A 17,309-nucleotide genomic window follows, 5' to 3' on the forward strand; every position below is an offset into this window, starting at 1 on the left:
CACCGCCCGACGCCAACCGGCCCCCCGGGCTTTCGTCCGATGCAGAGGTTCGCTATCAGGTGAGACCCGCGCAAAGTTCGAAGTGATGACGTCCCCCTCCCCCCGTCCCTCCTCGCTGACCATCTCACGACCCGTCGTGCTCATCGGCTTGATGGGCGCGGGGAAGACCACGGTGGGCCGTCGTCTTGCCGAGCTCTTGGCTCTGCCCTTCAAGGATGCCGATGAGGAGATCGAGGACGCGGCGAATATGTCCGTCGCCGATATCTTCGAGACCTATGGCGAAGGCTATTTCCGAGAGGGCGAGCGAAAGGTTATCGAGCGCCTGTTGTCCGAAGGGCCGATGGTCCTGGCCACCGGCGGCGGCGCCTTTATGAACGCCGCGACCCGAGAGTTGGTGAAATTGAAGGCAATCAGCATATGGCTGCGGGCCGATCTCGACCTCCTGGTCAAAAGGACCGCGCAAAAAGCCACACGGCCGCTCCTCCAACAGGGCGACGCGCGGGAGATCCTGGCGCGTTTGCTGAAAGAACGGGCACCGGTCTATGCCGAAGCGGACATCGTCGTTGACTCCCTTGAGGGTCCCCATCTCAAAACCGTGAACCGGATTATCAAAGCCCTCGACCGTCATGCCGAGGGCGGAGCGACCCTATGACCCTCCGCCGTGTGCCCGTCGCCCTTGGTGAGCGTTCCTATGATGTCGTGATCGGACCTGGGGCCCTTGGACAGTCGGTCGAACGCTTGAGAGAGATTGTCGGCGGTGGACAGGCCGCCATCGTCGCCGACGACACTGTCTGGGCCCAGCATGGCCATCAGGTTTCGGCCCTGTTGGCTGAGGCCCCCGTCATCACCGTCCCCCCGGGAGAGGGCTCAAAAAGCTTCGCCTCGTTCGAGCGCGTGGCCGAGGCCCTCCTGGCGGCCAATGTCGGCCGTGATGGGACGGTCATCGCCTTTGGCGGGGGGGTGGTCGGCGACCTTGCCGGATTTGCCGCCGCGACCTTACGGCGCGGGTGCCGGTTTGTGCAGATCCCCACGACGTTGCTCGCGATGGTCGATAGCTCCGTCGGGGGAAAGACCGCCATCAATGCGCGGGCCGGAAAGAACCTGGTCGGGGCCTTCTACCAGCCTGCCCTCGTCGTTGCCGATACCAGCCTGCTTCACTCCCTGCCGAACAGGGAATTGCGCGCGGGCTATGCGGAAATCCTCAAATATGGCTTCCTCGGCAATCGGGCCTTCGCCGATTATCTCGAAACCAACGGCAAGGTCATTCTCGATCAGTCGCCAGACGAATTAGCCTATGCGATCGAGGTTTCGGTCCAAGAAAAAGCGCGGATCGTCGCCGCCGACGAGCGGGAAAAGGGCGAACGCGCGCTCCTCAATCTCGGGCATACCTTCGGCCATGCCCTCGAAGCGGCGGCGGGATATGATGGGCGTCTTCTGCACGGCGAAGGTGTCGCGGTGGGGATGACGCTCGCCGCGCGCTTTTCCGCTGACTGCGGGATGATCACCGAGGCCGAGGCCAAGCGTGTGGAGCGGATGATCGCCGATAGTGGGCTGCCCACCCGCCCCCAAGACATTCCGGGGCTGATCACCAGCGCCGCCGAGCAACGCGCCTTCATGCAACAGGATAAGAAAGTCGAGGCCGGGCAATTACGCCTTGTCCTGCTTGAGGCCATTGGCGCGGCCCGGCTTGTCCGCAGCGTCGATGAGACGGCATTGATGGCCTTTCTGACGACCGCCTTTTCGACCGTATCGAGCGCTTCATGACCCTCATTCTCATTCTGTTCCTGCTCTGCCTGTCCGCCTTCTTCTCAGGATCGGAGACGGCGCTGACGGCGACGTCGCGGGCCCGCATCCGCACTCTTGAGCTGAAAGGTTCCCGCCCGGCCGCCGCCGTGCTCAAACTCACGGAGGACAAGGAACGGCTGATCGGCGCGATCCTTCTGGGCAACAACCTCGTCAACATTCTCGCCTCGGCCCTGGCGACGAGTTTCCTCGCGTCGATCTTTCCCGGCGGTCTTGGCGTTGCCCTCGCAACGGCGGTGATGACCATCCTCGTCCTGGTCTTCGCCGAGGTGATGCCAAAGACGGCGGCAATCTCCCGCCCCGATCGGTTCGCTATGGCCGTTGCGGTGCCGATGCAGGTCCTCGTGCGATTATTCGCCCCCGTCACCGCCGTGGTCCAGGCGGTGGTTCGGGTGACCCTCAGTACCCTTGGCGTCGATGTGTCAAACACCCACGTCCTGTCCCCCCATGAGGAACTCAAAGGCGCGGTCGATCTGCACCACGAAGAGGGCCAGATGGAAAAAGAGGCTCGGGACATTATCCGCGGTGCGCTCGAGCTCGACGACATCACGGTGGAGGAGATCATGATCCACCGTAAGAATATCGAAATGTTGGATGTCGACCAACCCAATCGCGATATCGTCGAAGCCGTTCTGCAATCGAAGTTTACCCGTATTCCTCTCTATAAGGACAATCCCGACGATATCATCGGGGTCCTTCATGCAAAGGATCTGCTTAGGGCCTTATGGGCGCACGAAAACGACCCTGACCGCATTTCGATCCGAGAACTGGCGATGGAAGCGTATTTCGTGCCCGAGACCACGACGCTTCAGGAACAACTCGACGCCTTCAAAGCCACACGGCAGCATTTCGCCATGATCATCGATGAGTACGGATCGATCCAGGGCCTGGTAACCCTGGAGGACATCTTGGAAGAGATCGTCGGTGAGATCGAGGATGAATACGATGCCCCGATCATCGGGGTGAAGCGCCAGGCCGACCGATCGGTCATCGTGGACGGGACGGTCACCATTCGCGATCTCAATCGGATGATGGATTGGCGGTTGCCCGATGAAGAAGCCGTGACCATCGCCGGCCTGGTCATTCACGAAGGACGCTGCATCCCCGATGTCGGACAGATCTTCTCCTTTTTCGGATATCGGTTCGAAGTCCTCAAAAAAAGGCGAAATCAGGTGACAAGCCTGCGGGTGGTGCCCCTGGACGCCGTTAAACGATGAGCGCTCCAGCCCCTCGCCGGGCGCTTGTCTTCATCTTTATCACCGTACTGTTGAGCATGATCGGTGTGGGCATCATCCTGCCCGTCATGCCCGCGCTGTTGACCGACCTGACGGGCTTTGCGGAGGGGGAGAGTGCCCGTCTCTACGGTTATCTCATGTTCGCCTATGCGGCGATGCAGTTCTTGTTCTCGCCGGTCATCGGCGCGCTTTCCGACCAATACGGTCGGCGCCCCGTCATTCTGGTCTCGTTGTTCTTCTACGGCATCGATTTCCTTCTGATGGCCTTTGTCCCGACCTTTGGGTGGCTGGTCCTCGGTCGGCTTCTCTCCGGGGCGACGGCAGCGACATTCAGCACCGCCGGGGCCTTCATTGCCGATGTCTCGCCGCCGGAGAAAAGGGCCCAAAATTTCGGGATCATCGGTGCCGCTTTTGGCCTTGGGTTCATTATCGGACCGGTTCTTGGGGGACTAGCCGCCGCCTACGGCCCTAGTCTCGCCATTCTCTTCCCCAGTGATAGCGGGGTTGCCTCTGCGCTGACGGCCTTCGGTCCCCGCTATCCGTTTCTGCTGGCCAGTGTCGTTATCTTCGCAAATTTTATCTTTGGGCTGACCGCCTTTCCCGAATCCCTACCCGTGGAGCGTCGGCGCGCCTTTGATTGGCGTCGGGCCAACCCCATTGGGGGGCTGATCTCCGTCAGCCGGAATCGGACGGTCCTCGTCATTATGGGGGCCTATTTCCTGATGCAGGTTGCGCATCATTCTTTTCCCGCCGTCTGGGCTTTCTATACGACGGCCAAATTCGGCTGGTCAGCCCTCTCGATTTCCCTTTCCCTTTCTTATGTCGGGATCACGGCCGCGGTCGTTCAGGGATATCTGACCCGGAAGGCGATCCCAGCCCTCGGCGAAACCCGGGCGGTCGTGATCGGCAGCGTGGCCATGGCTCTCTCCACCCTCGGCTATGCGTTCTTCACCCCGGCCGGACCGTGGGTCTATGTCTGGATCACCGTCGGCGCCCTTGGCGGTTTCATGATGCCCGGCATGCAAGCAAAGATGACCAAGGCCACCGCCGAAGACGCCCAAGGGGAATTGCAGGGCGCCATCGCCAGCCTGTCCAGCATCACCATGGCCTTCAGCCCTCTGATGATGACCCAGATCTTCGCAGCTTTCACCGATCGTACGGAGGGACAGGATTTCCCCGGCGCGCCCTATGCGGTGGCGAGCCTGTTTCTCTTCGCCTCCGGCGCCCTGTTTCTCTGGGGTGCCCGAAGGAATCGCCCCGCGCCGCCTGAGCCGATTGCCGCCCAAGACGCCGGGACCGCCTAACAGGCGAACGGGGCCTCTAGTCGGCCGCCGCGCCCCGCGCCTCGACGGAAAGGGCATGGACCGGCCCCGCCAGTTCCTCGGCGAGGACCTTGGTGATCGCCCGGTGACGGGCGAGGCGGGACAGGCCGTCAAAGGCGGCGGCCACGATCACCACGCGGAAGTGACTTTCCCCTGCCGCCCCGGCTTCGCTGTGGCCGGCATGGAGGTAACTCTGATCGATGACCTGAAGCTCGATCGGCGCGAAGGCATGCTGCAATTTCTCGGTAATCCGATCCGCCACACTCATGCTCAATCTCATTTTTCGCAAAACCAGCTACCACGCACGGGAACGCCCATATAGTCAAGTCTGGTACGAAAAAGCGGCGCGTCCCATACTCTCCCAATGCCAGATGACGGGTACAAATATAAACCTCGCATGGGTTTCGATATTCGGGTGAAACCGACGCGTGGGGGATCGAAGCGGCGGCGGCCGGTGGAAGAGACGGCCACTCGTCAGTGTGAGCACGAGGACTGTGCCGAAGTCGCCTCGGTGCGGGTCGCCAAATCGCCTGACCAGCCGAATATCCATATCTGGCTGTGCCAGGCCCACGCCCGGGAGCACAATAAGAATTGGAACTTCTTCGAGGGCAAAACCGATGCCGAGGCGGCGGCGATACGGAATCAGGCCCGCTATGGCGATCGGCCAACCTGGAAGATGTCCAAGAACGGTCGCGCCGCCGCCGCGGCAAAGGCAGCGATGGGGGGCGCGCAGGGCGCCGCCGAAGATCAACTCGGCCTCGCCAGCGATCGGCCACAGCCACAGGATGACGGGATCTATCGCGAAGGACGGCGTTTGACCCGACTTCAGGTTCAAGCCTTCAGGACACTGAATCTCAAACCGACCTCGTCCAGCGGCGATATCCGCAAGCGGTACGCAGAATTGGTCAAACGCTTCCACCCCGACTCCAATGAGGGGGATCGCTCAGCAGAGCATCAGCTCCAAGAAGTAATCAAAGCGCATCAGATTCTCAAAAAGGCCAACTTCATTTGAGGGGGCAAAAGTCGGCGAGAGGCGCGGGGAGCCTTTCTGCCCTTCGTCGATGGGGGGCCTTCTTTGTTCTCGCTCTCCTCATCGCCGGATGCGGGGCGACCGGTGGGGGCCTCGGGCTGACGAACAATGTTGCGCCAACGCCCAGCGACACACTGCCTCCCCTCCTCCTGATCCATCCCCCCTTCGCCGAAACCTATGCCTGTGCAGAGCATTGGGAGGGGGAGCATAAGAAACGCGGCGATGCCCTCGGCACCGATTGCTTCGTGATCGGCCAGGTGCCGACCCCAACGGGTGGCGTGATCCTTTCTCCCTTCAAAAATCGTGGCTTTGAGAATAGCGATTGGTTTACTTACCGCGCCGCTATTCTGGCGCCTGTGGCGGGCACCGTTGCGCGCGTCGTCCGACGGACCGAGCCCAATCAGCCGGGCATCATTGGCGCCGCCCCGGCAACCTATGTCGAAATCGTCGACAGGGATGGAGTCCACATTGTCGTCGCTCATATCGAGGCCATCACCGTCGCCAGCGGAGACGAGGTGACGGCGGGCCAGGTGATCGGCCGGGTCGGCAATAATGGGCTTTCCCGAGCGCCTCATATCCACATAGGGGCGTGGAAGGGCCGAACCGCCTATCAGCTGCGTCACGATCAGCAGGCGATGCTAGGAGGCCGAGGGCAGGACTGATCTTGCCCCGCGGCGCGCGGCGGATTAGGCGGTCGCCATGACCGACGATCCGATCGATACTGACGGCGTGAGCCTGACGACCATCATATACGGCTTGTATCTCATCGCCCTTTTTACCGGCTTTCCTTTCTTTATCGGCGTGATCATCGCCTATGTCGCCCGCGACGGCGTTACCCCCGCAGCCCGTAGCCATTATGATCACCAAGTGCGGATCTTTTGGACCGTGCTGATCACGGGGGTCGCGATTGCCATCCTGATCGCGACCTTCTTTCTGGCGCCGCTGGCCTGGCTGCTTGCCGCCTATATTTGGGTGTGGGTATTCATCCGCTGCATTCGCGGCCTTCGGGGGTCGAGCCGGGGCGATCCCTATGAGGGGCCAAGGGGCGCCCTGCCCTGAGGGAGGGGAGGACGTTCCTCTTCCCCGCACGGCGAGGCCATAGCCATGCTTCACATCAATGACCTAACCTATCGGGTGGAAGGGCGAACCCTCTTCGACCAAGCCACGGCGATGATCGCGCAGGGGTGGATCGTCGGCTTTACCGGCCGGAACGGCACCGGGAAATCCACCCTGTTTCGGCTGATCCAAGACCAGATCAGCCCCGATGGCGGCAGCCTTTCGCTCACCCCCGGTCGCCGCATTGGCGGGGTCGCGCAGGAAGCCGCGGCAACCGAGGATACCCTGATCGAAACGGTGCTGGCCGCCGACACCGAGCGCGCCGACCTTCTGCACCGGGCCGAGCACGCCACGGACCCCCATGAGATCGCGAGAATTCAGACCCGCCTGGCCGATATCGATGCCTATTCGGCTGAGGCACGGGCCGCCCAGGTCCTGTCCGGTCTTGGCTTTGACAGTGTCGATCAACGGCGTCCCTGTGCAGAGTTTTCAGGCGGGTGGCGGATGCGTGTCGCCCTCGCCGGCGCGCTCTTTGCGGCGCCGGATCTGTTATTGCTCGATGAGCCCACCAATTATCTCGATCTGGAAGGCGCCGTCTGGCTTGAGACCTATCTCAAGAAATATCCCTATACCGCAATTGTGATCAGCCATGATCGCGGCCTTCTCAATCGCTCCGTCAGCCATATTCTCGCCCTTGAAGGCGGAAAGCTTTCGGTCCACCCCGGCGGCTATGATACCTATGCCCGGCGGCGGGCGGAGCAGCAGCGACTGGCCGAAGCGCAGGCCCATAAGACCGAGGCTCAGCGGGCCCATATGCAGGCTTTTGTCGACCGCTTTCGCGCCAAGGCCAGCAAAGCGAAGCAAGCCCAAAGCCGTCTTAAGGCCCTTGAAAAGCTCAAAAGCAGCGATGTGCCCTTGGACGAAAGCACAACGCCGTTCGTTTTTCCGGCGCCAAAACCGGCCATGGCCCCGCCCATCGTCCGTCTACAAAGTGCCGACCTTGGATATGAGGAGGACCGTCCGGTCCTGCGCGACCTCACCTTACGGATCGACGAAGATGACCGGATCGCGATCCTTGGGACCAACGGGCAGGGAAAATCGACCTTGGTCAAAGCGATTGCCGGCCGCCTCTCCCCTCTCAATGGCAATGTATATGCCCATAAAAAGCTCAAAATCGCTTATTTCGCACAGCACCAATTGGACGAGTTGCGCCCAGACGAAACCCCTTATGACCATGTCAAAGCCCTGATGCCCGAGGGGACCGAAGCGCAGATCAGGGCCCGTACGGCTGGGTTGGGCTTCGGACCGGAGAAGGCCGATATCCCTGTACGGAACATGTCCGGGGGAGAGAAAGCCCGATTGCTCCTTGGCCTGATCGCCTTTGAGGGGCCACATCTCATGATCCTCGACGAGCCAACGAACCACCTCGATATTCAAAGCCGCGAGGCCTTGATTGCGGCTCTCGACGCCTATCCGGGCGCTGTGCTGCTCATCACCCACGATGCCCATCTGGCCGAGGCGACGGTGGACCGCCTGTGGGAAGTGAAAAACGGCGCCGTTCATATCCTGGACGAAGATATCGACAATTACCGCGCCCGCATTCTGGCCTCGGCGAAAGCCGCCGGTGAACAGAAAAAGACCTCGGGGAAGACTGGGCCCACAGCCCCGACCCCTGCCGATCACCGACGCGAAGCGGCCGCCCGGCGGGAGGCTCTCAAGCCCCTTCGGGCCCATATTACCGGGCTCGAAGGCGAGATCGCCCGCATCGATGGGGTGATTGCGCAGATGGATGATATCCTTGCGACGCCGGGCTTGTTCGATACCGATTTAGCGCGCGCCACTGATATCAGCCAAAAGCGGGCCCGCGCTGAGGAGAAAAAAGCCGCCCTCGAGGAAGCGTGGTTAGAGGCGTCCTCCCAGTATGAAGAGGCCATCGCGGCCGATTAAGGACGGCTTTCGGCAAGAGCGGTCTTTGTCTTGAGGTAATCGCGCCGGGCGATCTGAAACGCTTGTTCAGAATCGCGCTCCTCCCGCCGCAGGGCGCTCATACTGGACCGCAGCAGGGCGCTCCGATCCTCCAGGCGCTCCGCCTCCTGCAACAGCGCCGCCCGCCTATCGGCGTCGCGGGTCTGCCTGAGCTGGCTGAAGAGCCCGTTGAGCCGTTGCTCATTGAGGGCGAGAGCGGCCTCCGCATCGGCGATGGCCGCCGAGGCCCTCTCCTTCGCCGCCTTCGCCGTGGCATAGGTCGTCCCCACGGCGTAGACTTGACGATTATAGCTGTCCGACGCCACCAGCGCGACCAGTTGGCGACGGGCCCCCTCCTCCGCTCCGCGCTGGGCCTGAAGACGGGTGATCTCATCTCTCAGGTCGCCCCGCCGAAAGGCATCGTCTTCGCCCTCAAGCGCCTGGGTCAGCGCATCGATCTGCCCATCGAGCGCCGTGAGACGATCATCGTAGACCTTGACGGTCGCCGCCGCCATTTCTTTGCACAAAGCCGGGGTCACGCTCTCTTCGGTCTCGCCGAGGCTGGCCGATCCGGCTTCGAGGAGGCCCATCGGCTCACAGGCCGTAAAAAATCCCGCCTGCCAGCCATCGAGAAACGCGGGCCCCAGGCGCCCATCAGTTGAGGGGCGGGAGGTCGAAAACAGTCTCGGAAATCGGCATTTGCTGAGGAAAAGCTCTCTTGCATCCACGGGATGGCGGGCAAAGGAGCCCGCAAGGAAGCCTTCTTGCCGTGCCGTTTCGACGGTACAGACGCTCCCCAAGTCCGATGATTGTGTCGCAGCCCCGAATAGAGCGGTGACGCCGACGATCAGATGACTGACACCCACCGCTTCCCCCGAATGCCTTAGGCTCGGCGGAGCTTATCTTCGTTAAGGGTCCGGCGGCAAGGGCCCGTCGCGACGACAGGCCCTTTCCCGTGCAAGGGTCAGTCGGTCAACGCGGCGGCGGTGACTGACTTGACCTCATCGAAGCTCACCCCGGGGGCCAGTTCGACAACCTTCAAGGTCTTGTTTTCCTTGAGGACGTCAAAAACACCCAGATTGGTGATGACGCGATCGACGCAGGACACGCCGGTCAGCGGGAGCGAGCATTCCTTCAGCAATTTTGGTTCACCGGACTTAGAGGTGTGGTCCATCAGCACCACGACGCGCTTCACCCCTGCGACGAGGTCCATGGCCCCCCCCATGCCCTTCACCATTTTACCGGGGATCATCCAATTGGCGAGGTCCCCAGCCTCGGAGACCTCCATGGCCCCAAGGATCGACAAGTTGATGTGTCCCCCCCGGATCATGCCGAAACTGTCGGCGGAGGAGAAATAGGACGTTTTCGGAAGCTCAGTGATGGTTTGCTTTCCGGCATTGATGAGATCGGCGTCGAGCTCATCCTCATAGGGAAAAGGCCCCATGCCGAGCATGCCGTTCTCCGACTGGAGCGTCACGTCCATGCCGTCGGGAATGTAATTGGCAACCAGGGTGGGAATGCCGATCCCCAAATTGACGTAGAAGCCGTCTTGCAGCTCTTTCGAGGCGCGCTCGGCCATATTGTCGCGTGTCCAAGGCATAATCGTTCTCTTTCCTATGCCGCCCGCTCACGGGTGGTGACCCGCTCGATGCGTTTTTCCTGATCCGCTTGAAGAATACGGTCGACGAAAATTCCCGGTGTATGGATCATGTCAGGATCGAGTTCGCCCGGTTCGACCAGATGTTCGACCTCGGCGATGCAGACCTTGCCCGCCGTGGCCATCATCGGATTAAAGTTACGCGCGGTCTTGCGATAAACGAGATTGCCGAGCGTATCGCCTTTCCATGCCCGCACGATGGAGAGATCGGCGATCAGCGCGGTCTCCATGATGTAGCGCTCCCCGTTGAACTCCCGCTCCTCTTTCCCATCGGCGATGATCGTGCCGACCCCGGTCTTTGTGTAGAAGGCCGGAATGCCCTTGCCCCCGGCAGCGATCCGCTCAGCGAGGGTCCCCTGTGGATTGAACTCCAGTTCGATCTCACCCGACAAATATTGCTCTTCGAAGATTTTGTTCTCACCAACATAGGATGAGATCATCTTCTTGATCTGCCGGGTCTGGAGCAGCAGCCCAAGTCCCCAATCGTCAACGCCGCAATTATTGGCAATGACGGTCAACTCTTTGGCTCCGCTGTCCCGCAGCGCCAATGTCAGCGTCTCTGGAATACCGCAGAGACCGAACCCTCCGGACATGACGACCATCCCGTCGAAGGGGACCCCCTCGAGGGCCGCCTCAGCGTTTTCATAGACTTTATTTACCATGGCATCCGTTCCTCCACCCCTGCGCACACGGGTCGTTCCCCCCGCTAGGGACGACACGCAGTGTAGGGGCTTTCCGCTTGGCAAAGAACTGTAAAGAACATCGCAACGCGAGGGGGGGGGCCAACGGAAAAGCCCCCGTCTGGCCGCGGCGCGGGTCTGAGCCACATGGTCGAGTATGTCTCAATCATCGATGTTCCCCGAAGCTGGGGCCGCCCCCCTGGCCTATGCCTCGTCCTTGGCCTTTGTGCCGACACGAGCGGCTGCCCTTGCGCGACTCGACGCCTTCGCACCCAATATGGGCAGTCTTTATGCGAAAAATCGGAACCGCGACGATGGACCTGCGGATCGACGCTACGTTTCCTGTCTGTCACCTTATCTTCGGCATCGGCTGATCACCGAGCAGGAGGTCATTGCCGCCGCTCTCAACCGGTTCGCCTTTTCCACTGCGGAAAAGTTCATTCAGGAGGTCTATTGGAGGACTTATTTCAAGGGCTGGCTGGAGCGTCGCCCCTGGGTCTGGGATCTCTATACGGATGACCGAGACCGCCGGCTTAATGAATTGAGCGGCGATCAAGCCACGGCCTATCAGGCGGCAGTCGAGGGCCGTACCGGCATTGACGGTTTCGATGCCTGGACAAAGGAACTCATCGCCACCGGCTATTTGCACAATCACGCGCGGATGTGGTTCGCCAGTATCTGGATCTTTACCCTTCGCCTCCCTTGGAGTTTAGGCGCTGACTTCTTTCATCGGCATTTGCTTGACGGCGATGCCGCCTCCAATACCCTCTCCTGGCGATGGGTCGGCGGACTGCATACAAAGGGCAAAACCTATCTCGCCCGTCCAAGCAATATCGAGAAATTCACCAATGGGCGTTTCTCTCCGTCGCCGGAGGACCTCGCCAAGGAGGCCCCGGCCCTTGAGGATGATTGGAACGGTGAGCCTGGCGATCCGCCCGGCGACTTACCGCTGACGAGCCGCGACCCGGCTTTTTTGTTGCTGCATGAGGAGGATCTGGGATTGGAGACCCTTCCCGTGGAAAAGGCACGCCTTGTCGGGGTAGGCCTGTTCGTCGATCCGGCATGTCGCAGCGCGGCACCGGTGGGGGGTCTTGTGTCTCAATTCACCCAAGGCGCGATCGACGATACGCGCCATCGGGCCAAAACGGTGGTTGGTTGCGATGCCGTCATTGTACCGGACGAGGACAATCTGCTGGAAGCGGTCACCGCCGCCGGCGCCAACACCGTCATCCTGCCCTATCTGCCCGTAGGCCCATTAAGAGGTCCCGTAGCCAGAATGACAGGAAGGCTTGCCGCGGAGGGATTTCGCGTGGAGACGATGCTACGGTCCCACGACCGCCATGCATGGCCCCACGCGTCAAAGGGCTTTTTTAGACTCAAGAAAAAGATCCCCTCACTGATCGCGCGAGAGCGAACGCCGTCCCTCCTCTGACGAAAGGGTTAGCGGTCCCAGCCAGGATTGGTGCGGGCCAGTCGTCGCATCAGGCCAGGCCAAACCAATTTATCGCCTATGCCAGGGGCCCATGCGGGTTGGCTCTGGCGTCCGACGAGCTGGGCCAGATCGGGTCCCGCATCGCGAAGCGTCCCCCCCGCTTGCGCCAGAATTTGCGCGTGACAGGCCCGTTCAAGGAAATACATCCGTAAAAAGGCGATCGCGCAATTGGGCCCTGTAGTCAGCGTGCCATGGTTCCGAAGAATGAGAAACGAGCGGTCGCCCATATCCGCCACGAGACGCGCCCGTTCCTCCGTGTTTGTCGCAATCCCCTCATAATCGTGATAGGCGAGATCGTCGTGAACCTGCATCGCAAATTGGCTGTAGCGGCCAAGCCCGCCTTCCTGGGCGGCGACGGCAACGCCATAGGGGCTGTGCAGGTGGAGAACCGCGCCGGCATCGTGCCGCGCCCCGTGGATCGCTGAATGAATGACAAAGCCCGCGGGATTCGCCTGATACGGACTTTCGTCGATCTTCCGGCCGTCGAGATCGATTGTGAGCAGCGCGGAGGCGGTCATCTCCTCAAAAAGGACGCCATAGGGGTTGATCAGGAAACGAGGATGTCCCTCCATTTCCGGCAGACGCACAGAGATATGGGTAAAGACGAGATCGTCCCACCCAAAGAGTGCGACCAACCGATAGGTCGCGGCCAGCTCGCACCGTAACCGCCATTCTTCCTCGGTGACGATGCCTTTTACGCTCGGCAAAGACGCCGGGTCGATTTCCTGTGGCGTGATTTTTGCCATTGGGTCATCGACCGTTGAGGCAGACTGAGGCATGTATTCCTCCCCCGGCCGTGTCGGTTCGGCATCGGCCGGCCAATATTGTTTGCGCTTACCTTATGGGTCAGCAACAGACGCGGCAACAACCGCCGCGGCAGAAAGGACACCGGGGATTGCGATGGGGATCGAAACCACTCCCGGCAGAATTGCCTTCGTCGCGGGCGATCGTCCCGATGCCCAGGACGCCTTCGCAAGGCTAACCGCCCTTTACGGCCAAACGACGACCGAAGAGGCGGATGTCATCGTTGCCCTCGGCGGTGACGGCACGATGCTGGAAACCTTGCGACACGCGCTGCCGCTCAATGTCCCCGTCTATGGGATGAATTGCGGGACTGTCGGCTTTTTGATGAATGCCTATGACCCCGAGGGGCTGCTCGACCGTCTTGCCGCGGCAAATCCCGTCGTGATCAACCCGTTGAAGATGACCGCCGAGGATCGGCGAGGGCAAATTCACGAGGCCATGGCGATCAACGAAATCGCGCTTCTCCGCGAAACCCGCCAAACGGCACGGATTGCGGTACGGGTGCAGGGCAGGACGCGTATGGATCAATTGATCTGCGATGGCATCTTACTGTCGACCCCTGCCGGCTCCACGGCCTACAATCTTTCAGCCCACGGCCCGATCCTCCCGATCAACTCCAACTTGCTCGCGCTCACACCGATCAGCCCGTTTCGCCCGCGTCGCTGGCGCGGGGCCTTGCTCAGCTATGATGCGACGGTGGAATTCGAGGTGCTCGAACCTGACTTTCGGCGCGTCTCCGCCACGGCGGACAATATGGAAGTCCGGGATGTCTATAAGGTGACGGGAAGCATTTCTTCCGATGTGCGTATGACCCTTCTCTTCGACGCAGGCGCAGGCCTTGAAGAACGCGTGCTAGAGGAACAATTCGCCTATTAAGGTTTTTGTCCCGAGGGGCGCGGCGTTCAGGCTGTGTTAACCGATGGGGCTTTAACGTTTCTTGCCAAACCGTTTGCTCTCGGAGGATGCATGGGCGCCCAAGCAGTCCGGCTCACCAGCATCGATATTGATAACGCGCTCACCAACGCGCATCTTGAACTCGCCTTTCAGCCCATCATGGCGTTGCAGTCCCGCGCGGTCAGTCGTTACGAAGCTTATGTCCGTTGGGATCATCCTGGCCTTGGCAGTCTGCCTCCCGGCGCCTTCCTGTCGTTTTTCGAATCACAAGGGCGGATCGGCGATCTCACCCGCTATGTCCTTCGGCATGCCGTCCGCGAAGCGAAAAAAGCCAATATCACCGCCCCCGGCGGCGTCTCGATCAATCTTGCCTTCGGCGATCTCGTGGATGAGCGGTTGCCGGGCGATATCGCCGAAATTCTCGACCGTTATGAATGGGCCCCGGAGAGGCTGACCCTCGAATGCCCGCAATTCTCGCCGGAGGTCTCCGCCGACGAACAGGCGGAAGCCTATGGCCGGTTTCGGGAATTGGGCTGCGAGCTCGCCCTCGAAGTCAGAGGGCGCGCCAGCGATGCCATGAAGACCTGGTCGCCTTTCCCGTTCCAGGAAATCAAGACCGGCGGCCCCGGCGTGTTACGCCAAGTCCGCTCTCGCCGGGGCGCACCGGGCCTCAGTACGCTGTCCGAACTCCTCGCCTTTGCCAAACAGCGGCAGGTGCGGATCGTCGCGGTGGGGGTCGAGGACCTGCAGGCGGCGCACGCCCTGACCCAGCTTGGCTTCGATCTCGGCCAGGGCAATGCCTTGGGACGGGCCGCTGCGCTCAAACCCGAAGCAGCAGCCGAAGGACAGGACCCGGCAACCTATCTGCCGAAAATCTCCCCCCTCGATCTCTCCCAGGAGGAGGAGGCCCACCGCCGCCAGGCGGCAGGGCGCGAAGCGCAAATCGCGGCGGCGAAACGGGCGGCTTTGCGGCGACTGAAAACCTCTCCCTCCCTCAATCGGCCGAGCGACCCGGCACACCAAGCCGTCACGGCGGCGCGCAAGCTACAGGTCCGGCTGGAAACAACCTTCGAGGCGGCCGACAGGGCCCCTGCGGCGACCGGGGGGGCAAGTCATGCCCCGAAAAATGCCGCGGCCACGGCGACGAAAACCGAGACGCCGATTGATGCCCCCCCTTCCGCCACAGCGCCCTCCGCGCAACCGGAAAAGGGGGGCAGCTCTGCTCTCCCCGCCGCTGCGCCTTTCGGTCTCTTCCCCCCCGACCCGGTCTGTCTGACCGGTCCCGTGGACGGTCGGACTCTGATCCTTACCGTGCCCCCCGCGCACAGCTTGCCGATCGATTGGGCCGTCGATGCCGCAGCCCATGCCGTTGACGGCGATTCGATCAGCCCCGGGCCCTTGTTGCGGGCGGCGCTCGCCGAAACGGCAAAGGGACAGGTCGATGTCGAAACGGTCGACCTTGGGCGAGAAATGAGGCAGACGGACCTTGTGAATGACCTTGCCGAAGATACCGTCGACCCCGCCGACCTGTTGGATGCGCTGATTGCTGAGTTACCTGAAGTCCGGGACGAGGACGCAGGCGCCGCAGACTCGCGCGCTGATCTGCCCCCTGTGGAGGCCCCGGCCTTCCTCGCCCGTGGGCGGGTACAGAGCCGAGATCACTTGGTCCTCCGTCTGTTGAAGCGGAAATACCGGATCACCCATTTCTGGCCCCGCTCATTCAAGCGGGCTCTCAAGGCCTATAAAGCGCGGAAGGCCACCGATCAGACGCAGGACACGCTCTACCGTGACTGGGGTCAGCAGAATGCCGTTCCGGTCATGACCGTAGGCCACGATCAAGCGCGGATCATCCCCATGGAGGCCTATCAGCGGGGTGCCCGTGGCGAGGGCGGGACGATGGCCGTCGAACCGCGCCAGGATGCGCCGGCCCTCAAGGTCGGGCAAGAGAGCGACCGCCCGCTCCCACAGTCGGGCTAGCGCGCCCTCCTCGGCCATGGCGGGTTCCTCGGTTGCGCCCACATAGAGGCGCCCATCCGCCTTGGGACAGAAATAAAGGTCAGCGGTGCGCACCACATGGCGGGTGGGAAATCCCGGCCATTCGACCAGCACAGCCCTGCCCCTGACAGAGGTCAATTTGGGCAGATCTCCCGCTAACAACGCCGCGCTTCCGACCCCGGCCGCGATCACGAAGCGTGCGGCCGATACCCTCGATCCGTCGGAGAGGAGGGCCGCCCCCGCCTCAAGATCCAACGCCTCCACGCGCCCTCCGCGCCGCTGCCCCCCGGCCTTTGCCAAAGCTGTGGCCAACGCCCCATGCACCCGCCGGGGATCGACCTGTCCTTCATCGGCGATCAGACAGGCGGGCCCTAGCGTCGCAAACCCTTCGGGAACGGCAATAGGCGGACCCGCGACCGGCGGCGGCGCTTGTCGATCGGCAAGGGCGATAATCCCCTCACGGCGATAGTCGAGGGTCAGCCCCGACGCTTTCACCAATCGATCGTGAAATCCCGACCAGAGCGTCAAACTCTCATATAATAGATCCGCAAGCCCCGGCGCCGCCCGCGGATGCTGCGCCTCGAACGAGGGGGCCAACATCCCGGCGGCGGCGAGAGAGCCCGTCATCTCGCTCTGTCCCAGCACGGTCACGGTCTGGCCCGCTTCGGCAAGCGCCCAGCCGACAGCCATCCCGATCAGTCCGTCCCCGATGATGAGCGTATCCGTCGACATCGCTCAGCCCCTGCGCGCCGATACCGGTCAGCGCAAGCCGCCGATCAGTCGCGTTTTCACCGCGCTCTCGGCCGAGGAACCGAAATAGTAATTGACCACCGCCGCGGTCATGGTGGCGAGCGCCCCGAGCATAATGGAGAACATGGTTCCCGCCCCCTCCGGCACCGGCAATGCCACCATAAAGATCAACGTCACGAAAAACCCAGATATGATTCCCATGCCCAGAATGGCGGGGGTCGGATCTTTGGTCTTCACCTCCCGCGCCCGGGCATCGGCCCGGTCCGCCGCCGCTATGCGCGCAAGGTCGATGCGGCTGTCCAATACGGCGTGGCGGAAGGCGATCTCCGCCTCCTTAATGGCCCCTACGGTTTCAGGATCGCCCCGTCCCGTCGCCTCAATGATCGGTCCCCAGTCATCCGCCGTGCTCGGCTGGCCGCCGAGGACCCTCTTAGACAGGATGTCCGCCGCTGCGCCCGCCAGGGGCCCCCCAAGAGCGGCCGCGAGACTGGGCGCCACCTCCCCAAGCAAACGCCGCAGCGGAGCGGGCGGCGCAGGGGCCGCAGTGAAATGGTTCATCAAGCCCTCCCCTTATGGCGTCTGTACTATAGGCCCGCCGCACGGAGGGGGGATGAATTTGCGACGGG

The 17,309-nt window shown here is 62.0% G+C and carries 17 protein-coding genes and 1 pseudogene; 11 read left to right on the forward strand and 7 right to left on the reverse strand.

Features of this window, described 5'->3' with window-relative positions; genetic code table 11:
* Positions 1-85 precede the first annotated feature (85 nt).
* The 4 genes from PB2503_RS00360 to PB2503_RS00375 are packed head-to-tail and all read left to right on the forward strand — an operon-like array spanning position 86 to position 4,342.
* A complete protein-coding gene (locus PB2503_RS00360) occupies positions 86-652 on the forward strand; it encodes a shikimate kinase (protein ID WP_013299226.1) in 567 nt (188 codons plus the stop codon).
* Positions 649-1,764 (forward strand): 3-dehydroquinate synthase, encoded by a 1,116-nt coding sequence (aroB, locus tag PB2503_RS00365; RefSeq protein WP_013299227.1) that lies wholly within the window; start codon positions 649-651, stop codon positions 1,762-1,764. Before PB2503_RS00360 ends, aroB begins: the two co-directional genes overlap by 4 nt.
* Positions 1,761-3,020: an HlyC/CorC family transporter gene (locus PB2503_RS00370; protein ID WP_013299228.1), complete on the forward strand. Its 1,260-nt coding sequence runs from the start codon at positions 1,761-1,763 to the stop codon at positions 3,018-3,020. The genes aroB and PB2503_RS00370 overlap by 4 nt, the downstream gene beginning before the upstream one ends.
* Entirely contained in the window at positions 3,017-4,342 is a 1,326-nt protein-coding gene (locus tag PB2503_RS00375) for a TCR/Tet family MFS transporter (protein ID WP_013299229.1), read from the forward strand. Before PB2503_RS00370 ends, PB2503_RS00375 begins: the two co-directional genes overlap by 4 nt.
* Before the next feature lie 16 nt (positions 4,343-4,358).
* On the opposite strand, the gene PB2503_RS00380 is transcribed toward PB2503_RS00375, so the two are convergent.
* Positions 4,359-4,628 carry a BolA family protein gene (locus PB2503_RS00380; protein WP_013299230.1) on the reverse strand — a complete coding sequence of 90 codons (270 nt, stop codon included), beginning with the start codon at positions 4,626-4,628 and terminating at the stop codon, positions 4,359-4,361.
* A 129-nt stretch (positions 4,629-4,757) separates the two neighbouring features.
* On the opposite strand from PB2503_RS00380, the gene PB2503_RS00385 reads away from it, so the two are divergent.
* Genes PB2503_RS00385 through PB2503_RS00400 form a run of 4 tightly spaced genes read left to right on the forward strand, consistent with a single transcriptional unit; the run spans position 4,758 to position 8,393 of the window.
* Positions 4,758-5,372: a DnaJ domain-containing protein gene (locus tag PB2503_RS00385; RefSeq protein WP_041534838.1), complete on the forward strand. Its 615-nt coding sequence runs from the start codon at positions 4,758-4,760 to the stop codon at positions 5,370-5,372.
* Complete coding sequence (locus PB2503_RS00390; protein WP_013299232.1) at positions 5,369-6,052, forward strand: M23 family metallopeptidase; 684 nt, start codon at positions 5,369-5,371, stop codon at positions 6,050-6,052. Before PB2503_RS00385 ends, PB2503_RS00390 begins: the two co-directional genes overlap by 4 nt.
* A gap of 37 nt (positions 6,053-6,089) precedes the next feature.
* A complete protein-coding gene (locus PB2503_RS00395; protein ID WP_013299233.1) occupies positions 6,090-6,449 on the forward strand; it encodes a DUF4870 family protein in 360 nt (119 codons plus the stop codon).
* Between the two features lie 45 nt (positions 6,450-6,494).
* A complete protein-coding gene (locus PB2503_RS00400) occupies positions 6,495-8,393 on the forward strand; it encodes an ABC-F family ATP-binding cassette domain-containing protein (protein WP_013299234.1) in 1,899 nt (632 codons plus the stop codon).
* Here PB2503_RS00400 and PB2503_RS00405 read toward each other — a convergent pair.
* The 3 genes from PB2503_RS00405 to PB2503_RS00415 form a co-directional block, all read right to left on the reverse strand.
* Positions 8,390-9,277, reverse strand: coding sequence for a hypothetical protein (locus PB2503_RS00405; protein WP_013299235.1), 888 nt, complete (start codon positions 9,275-9,277; stop codon positions 8,390-8,392). The two genes, PB2503_RS00400 and PB2503_RS00405, sit on opposite strands and share 4 nt — an antisense overlap.
* 98 nt (positions 9,278-9,375) lie before the next feature.
* Positions 9,376-10,011 carry a CoA transferase subunit B gene (locus PB2503_RS00410; protein ID WP_013299236.1) on the reverse strand — a complete coding sequence of 212 codons (636 nt, stop codon included), beginning with the start codon at positions 10,009-10,011 and terminating at the stop codon, positions 9,376-9,378.
* Positions 10,012-10,025: 14 nt separating this feature from the next.
* Positions 10,026-10,730, reverse strand: coding sequence for a CoA transferase subunit A (locus tag PB2503_RS00415; protein ID WP_013299237.1), 705 nt, complete (start codon positions 10,728-10,730; stop codon positions 10,026-10,028).
* 175 nt (positions 10,731-10,905) lie between these two features.
* Between PB2503_RS00415 and PB2503_RS00420 the strand changes: the two genes are divergently transcribed.
* Positions 10,906-12,180: an FAD-binding domain-containing protein gene (locus PB2503_RS00420; RefSeq protein ID WP_013299238.1), complete on the forward strand. Its 1,275-nt coding sequence runs from the start codon at positions 10,906-10,908 to the stop codon at positions 12,178-12,180.
* An 8-nt stretch (positions 12,181-12,188) separates the two neighbouring features.
* Here the strand turns inward: PB2503_RS00420 and PB2503_RS00425 are convergent, their stop codons facing one another.
* On the reverse strand, positions 12,189-12,986 hold the full coding sequence (locus PB2503_RS00425) for a class II aldolase/adducin family protein (RefSeq protein ID WP_013299239.1): 798 nt from the start codon (positions 12,984-12,986) through the stop codon (positions 12,189-12,191).
* 154 nt (positions 12,987-13,140) lie between these two features.
* On the opposite strand from PB2503_RS00425, the gene PB2503_RS00430 reads away from it, so the two are divergent.
* Positions 13,141-13,920, forward strand: coding sequence for an NAD kinase (locus PB2503_RS00430; protein ID WP_013299240.1), 780 nt, complete (start codon positions 13,141-13,143; stop codon positions 13,918-13,920).
* Positions 13,921-14,010: 90 nt separating this feature from the next.
* Positions 14,011-14,736: pseudogene (locus tag PB2503_RS14900) on the forward strand (EAL domain-containing protein); the annotation flags it as partial.
* Between the two features lie 918 nt (positions 14,737-15,654).
* Here PB2503_RS14900 and PB2503_RS14905 read toward each other — a convergent pair.
* Both PB2503_RS14905 and PB2503_RS13600 read right to left on the reverse strand, forming a co-directional pair.
* A complete protein-coding gene (locus PB2503_RS14905; protein WP_013299242.1) occupies positions 15,655-16,665 on the reverse strand; it encodes an NAD(P)/FAD-dependent oxidoreductase in 1,011 nt (336 codons plus the stop codon).
* 27 nt (positions 16,666-16,692) lie between these two features.
* Positions 16,693-17,241, reverse strand: coding sequence for a hypothetical protein (locus tag PB2503_RS13600; RefSeq protein WP_013299243.1), 549 nt, complete (start codon positions 17,239-17,241; stop codon positions 16,693-16,695).
* Positions 17,242-17,309 lie beyond the last annotated feature (68 nt).

It is taken from the genome of Parvularcula bermudensis HTCC2503 (genome assembly GCF_000152825.2).
GTDB lineage: Bacteria > Pseudomonadota > Alphaproteobacteria > Caulobacterales > Parvularculaceae > Parvularcula > Parvularcula bermudensis.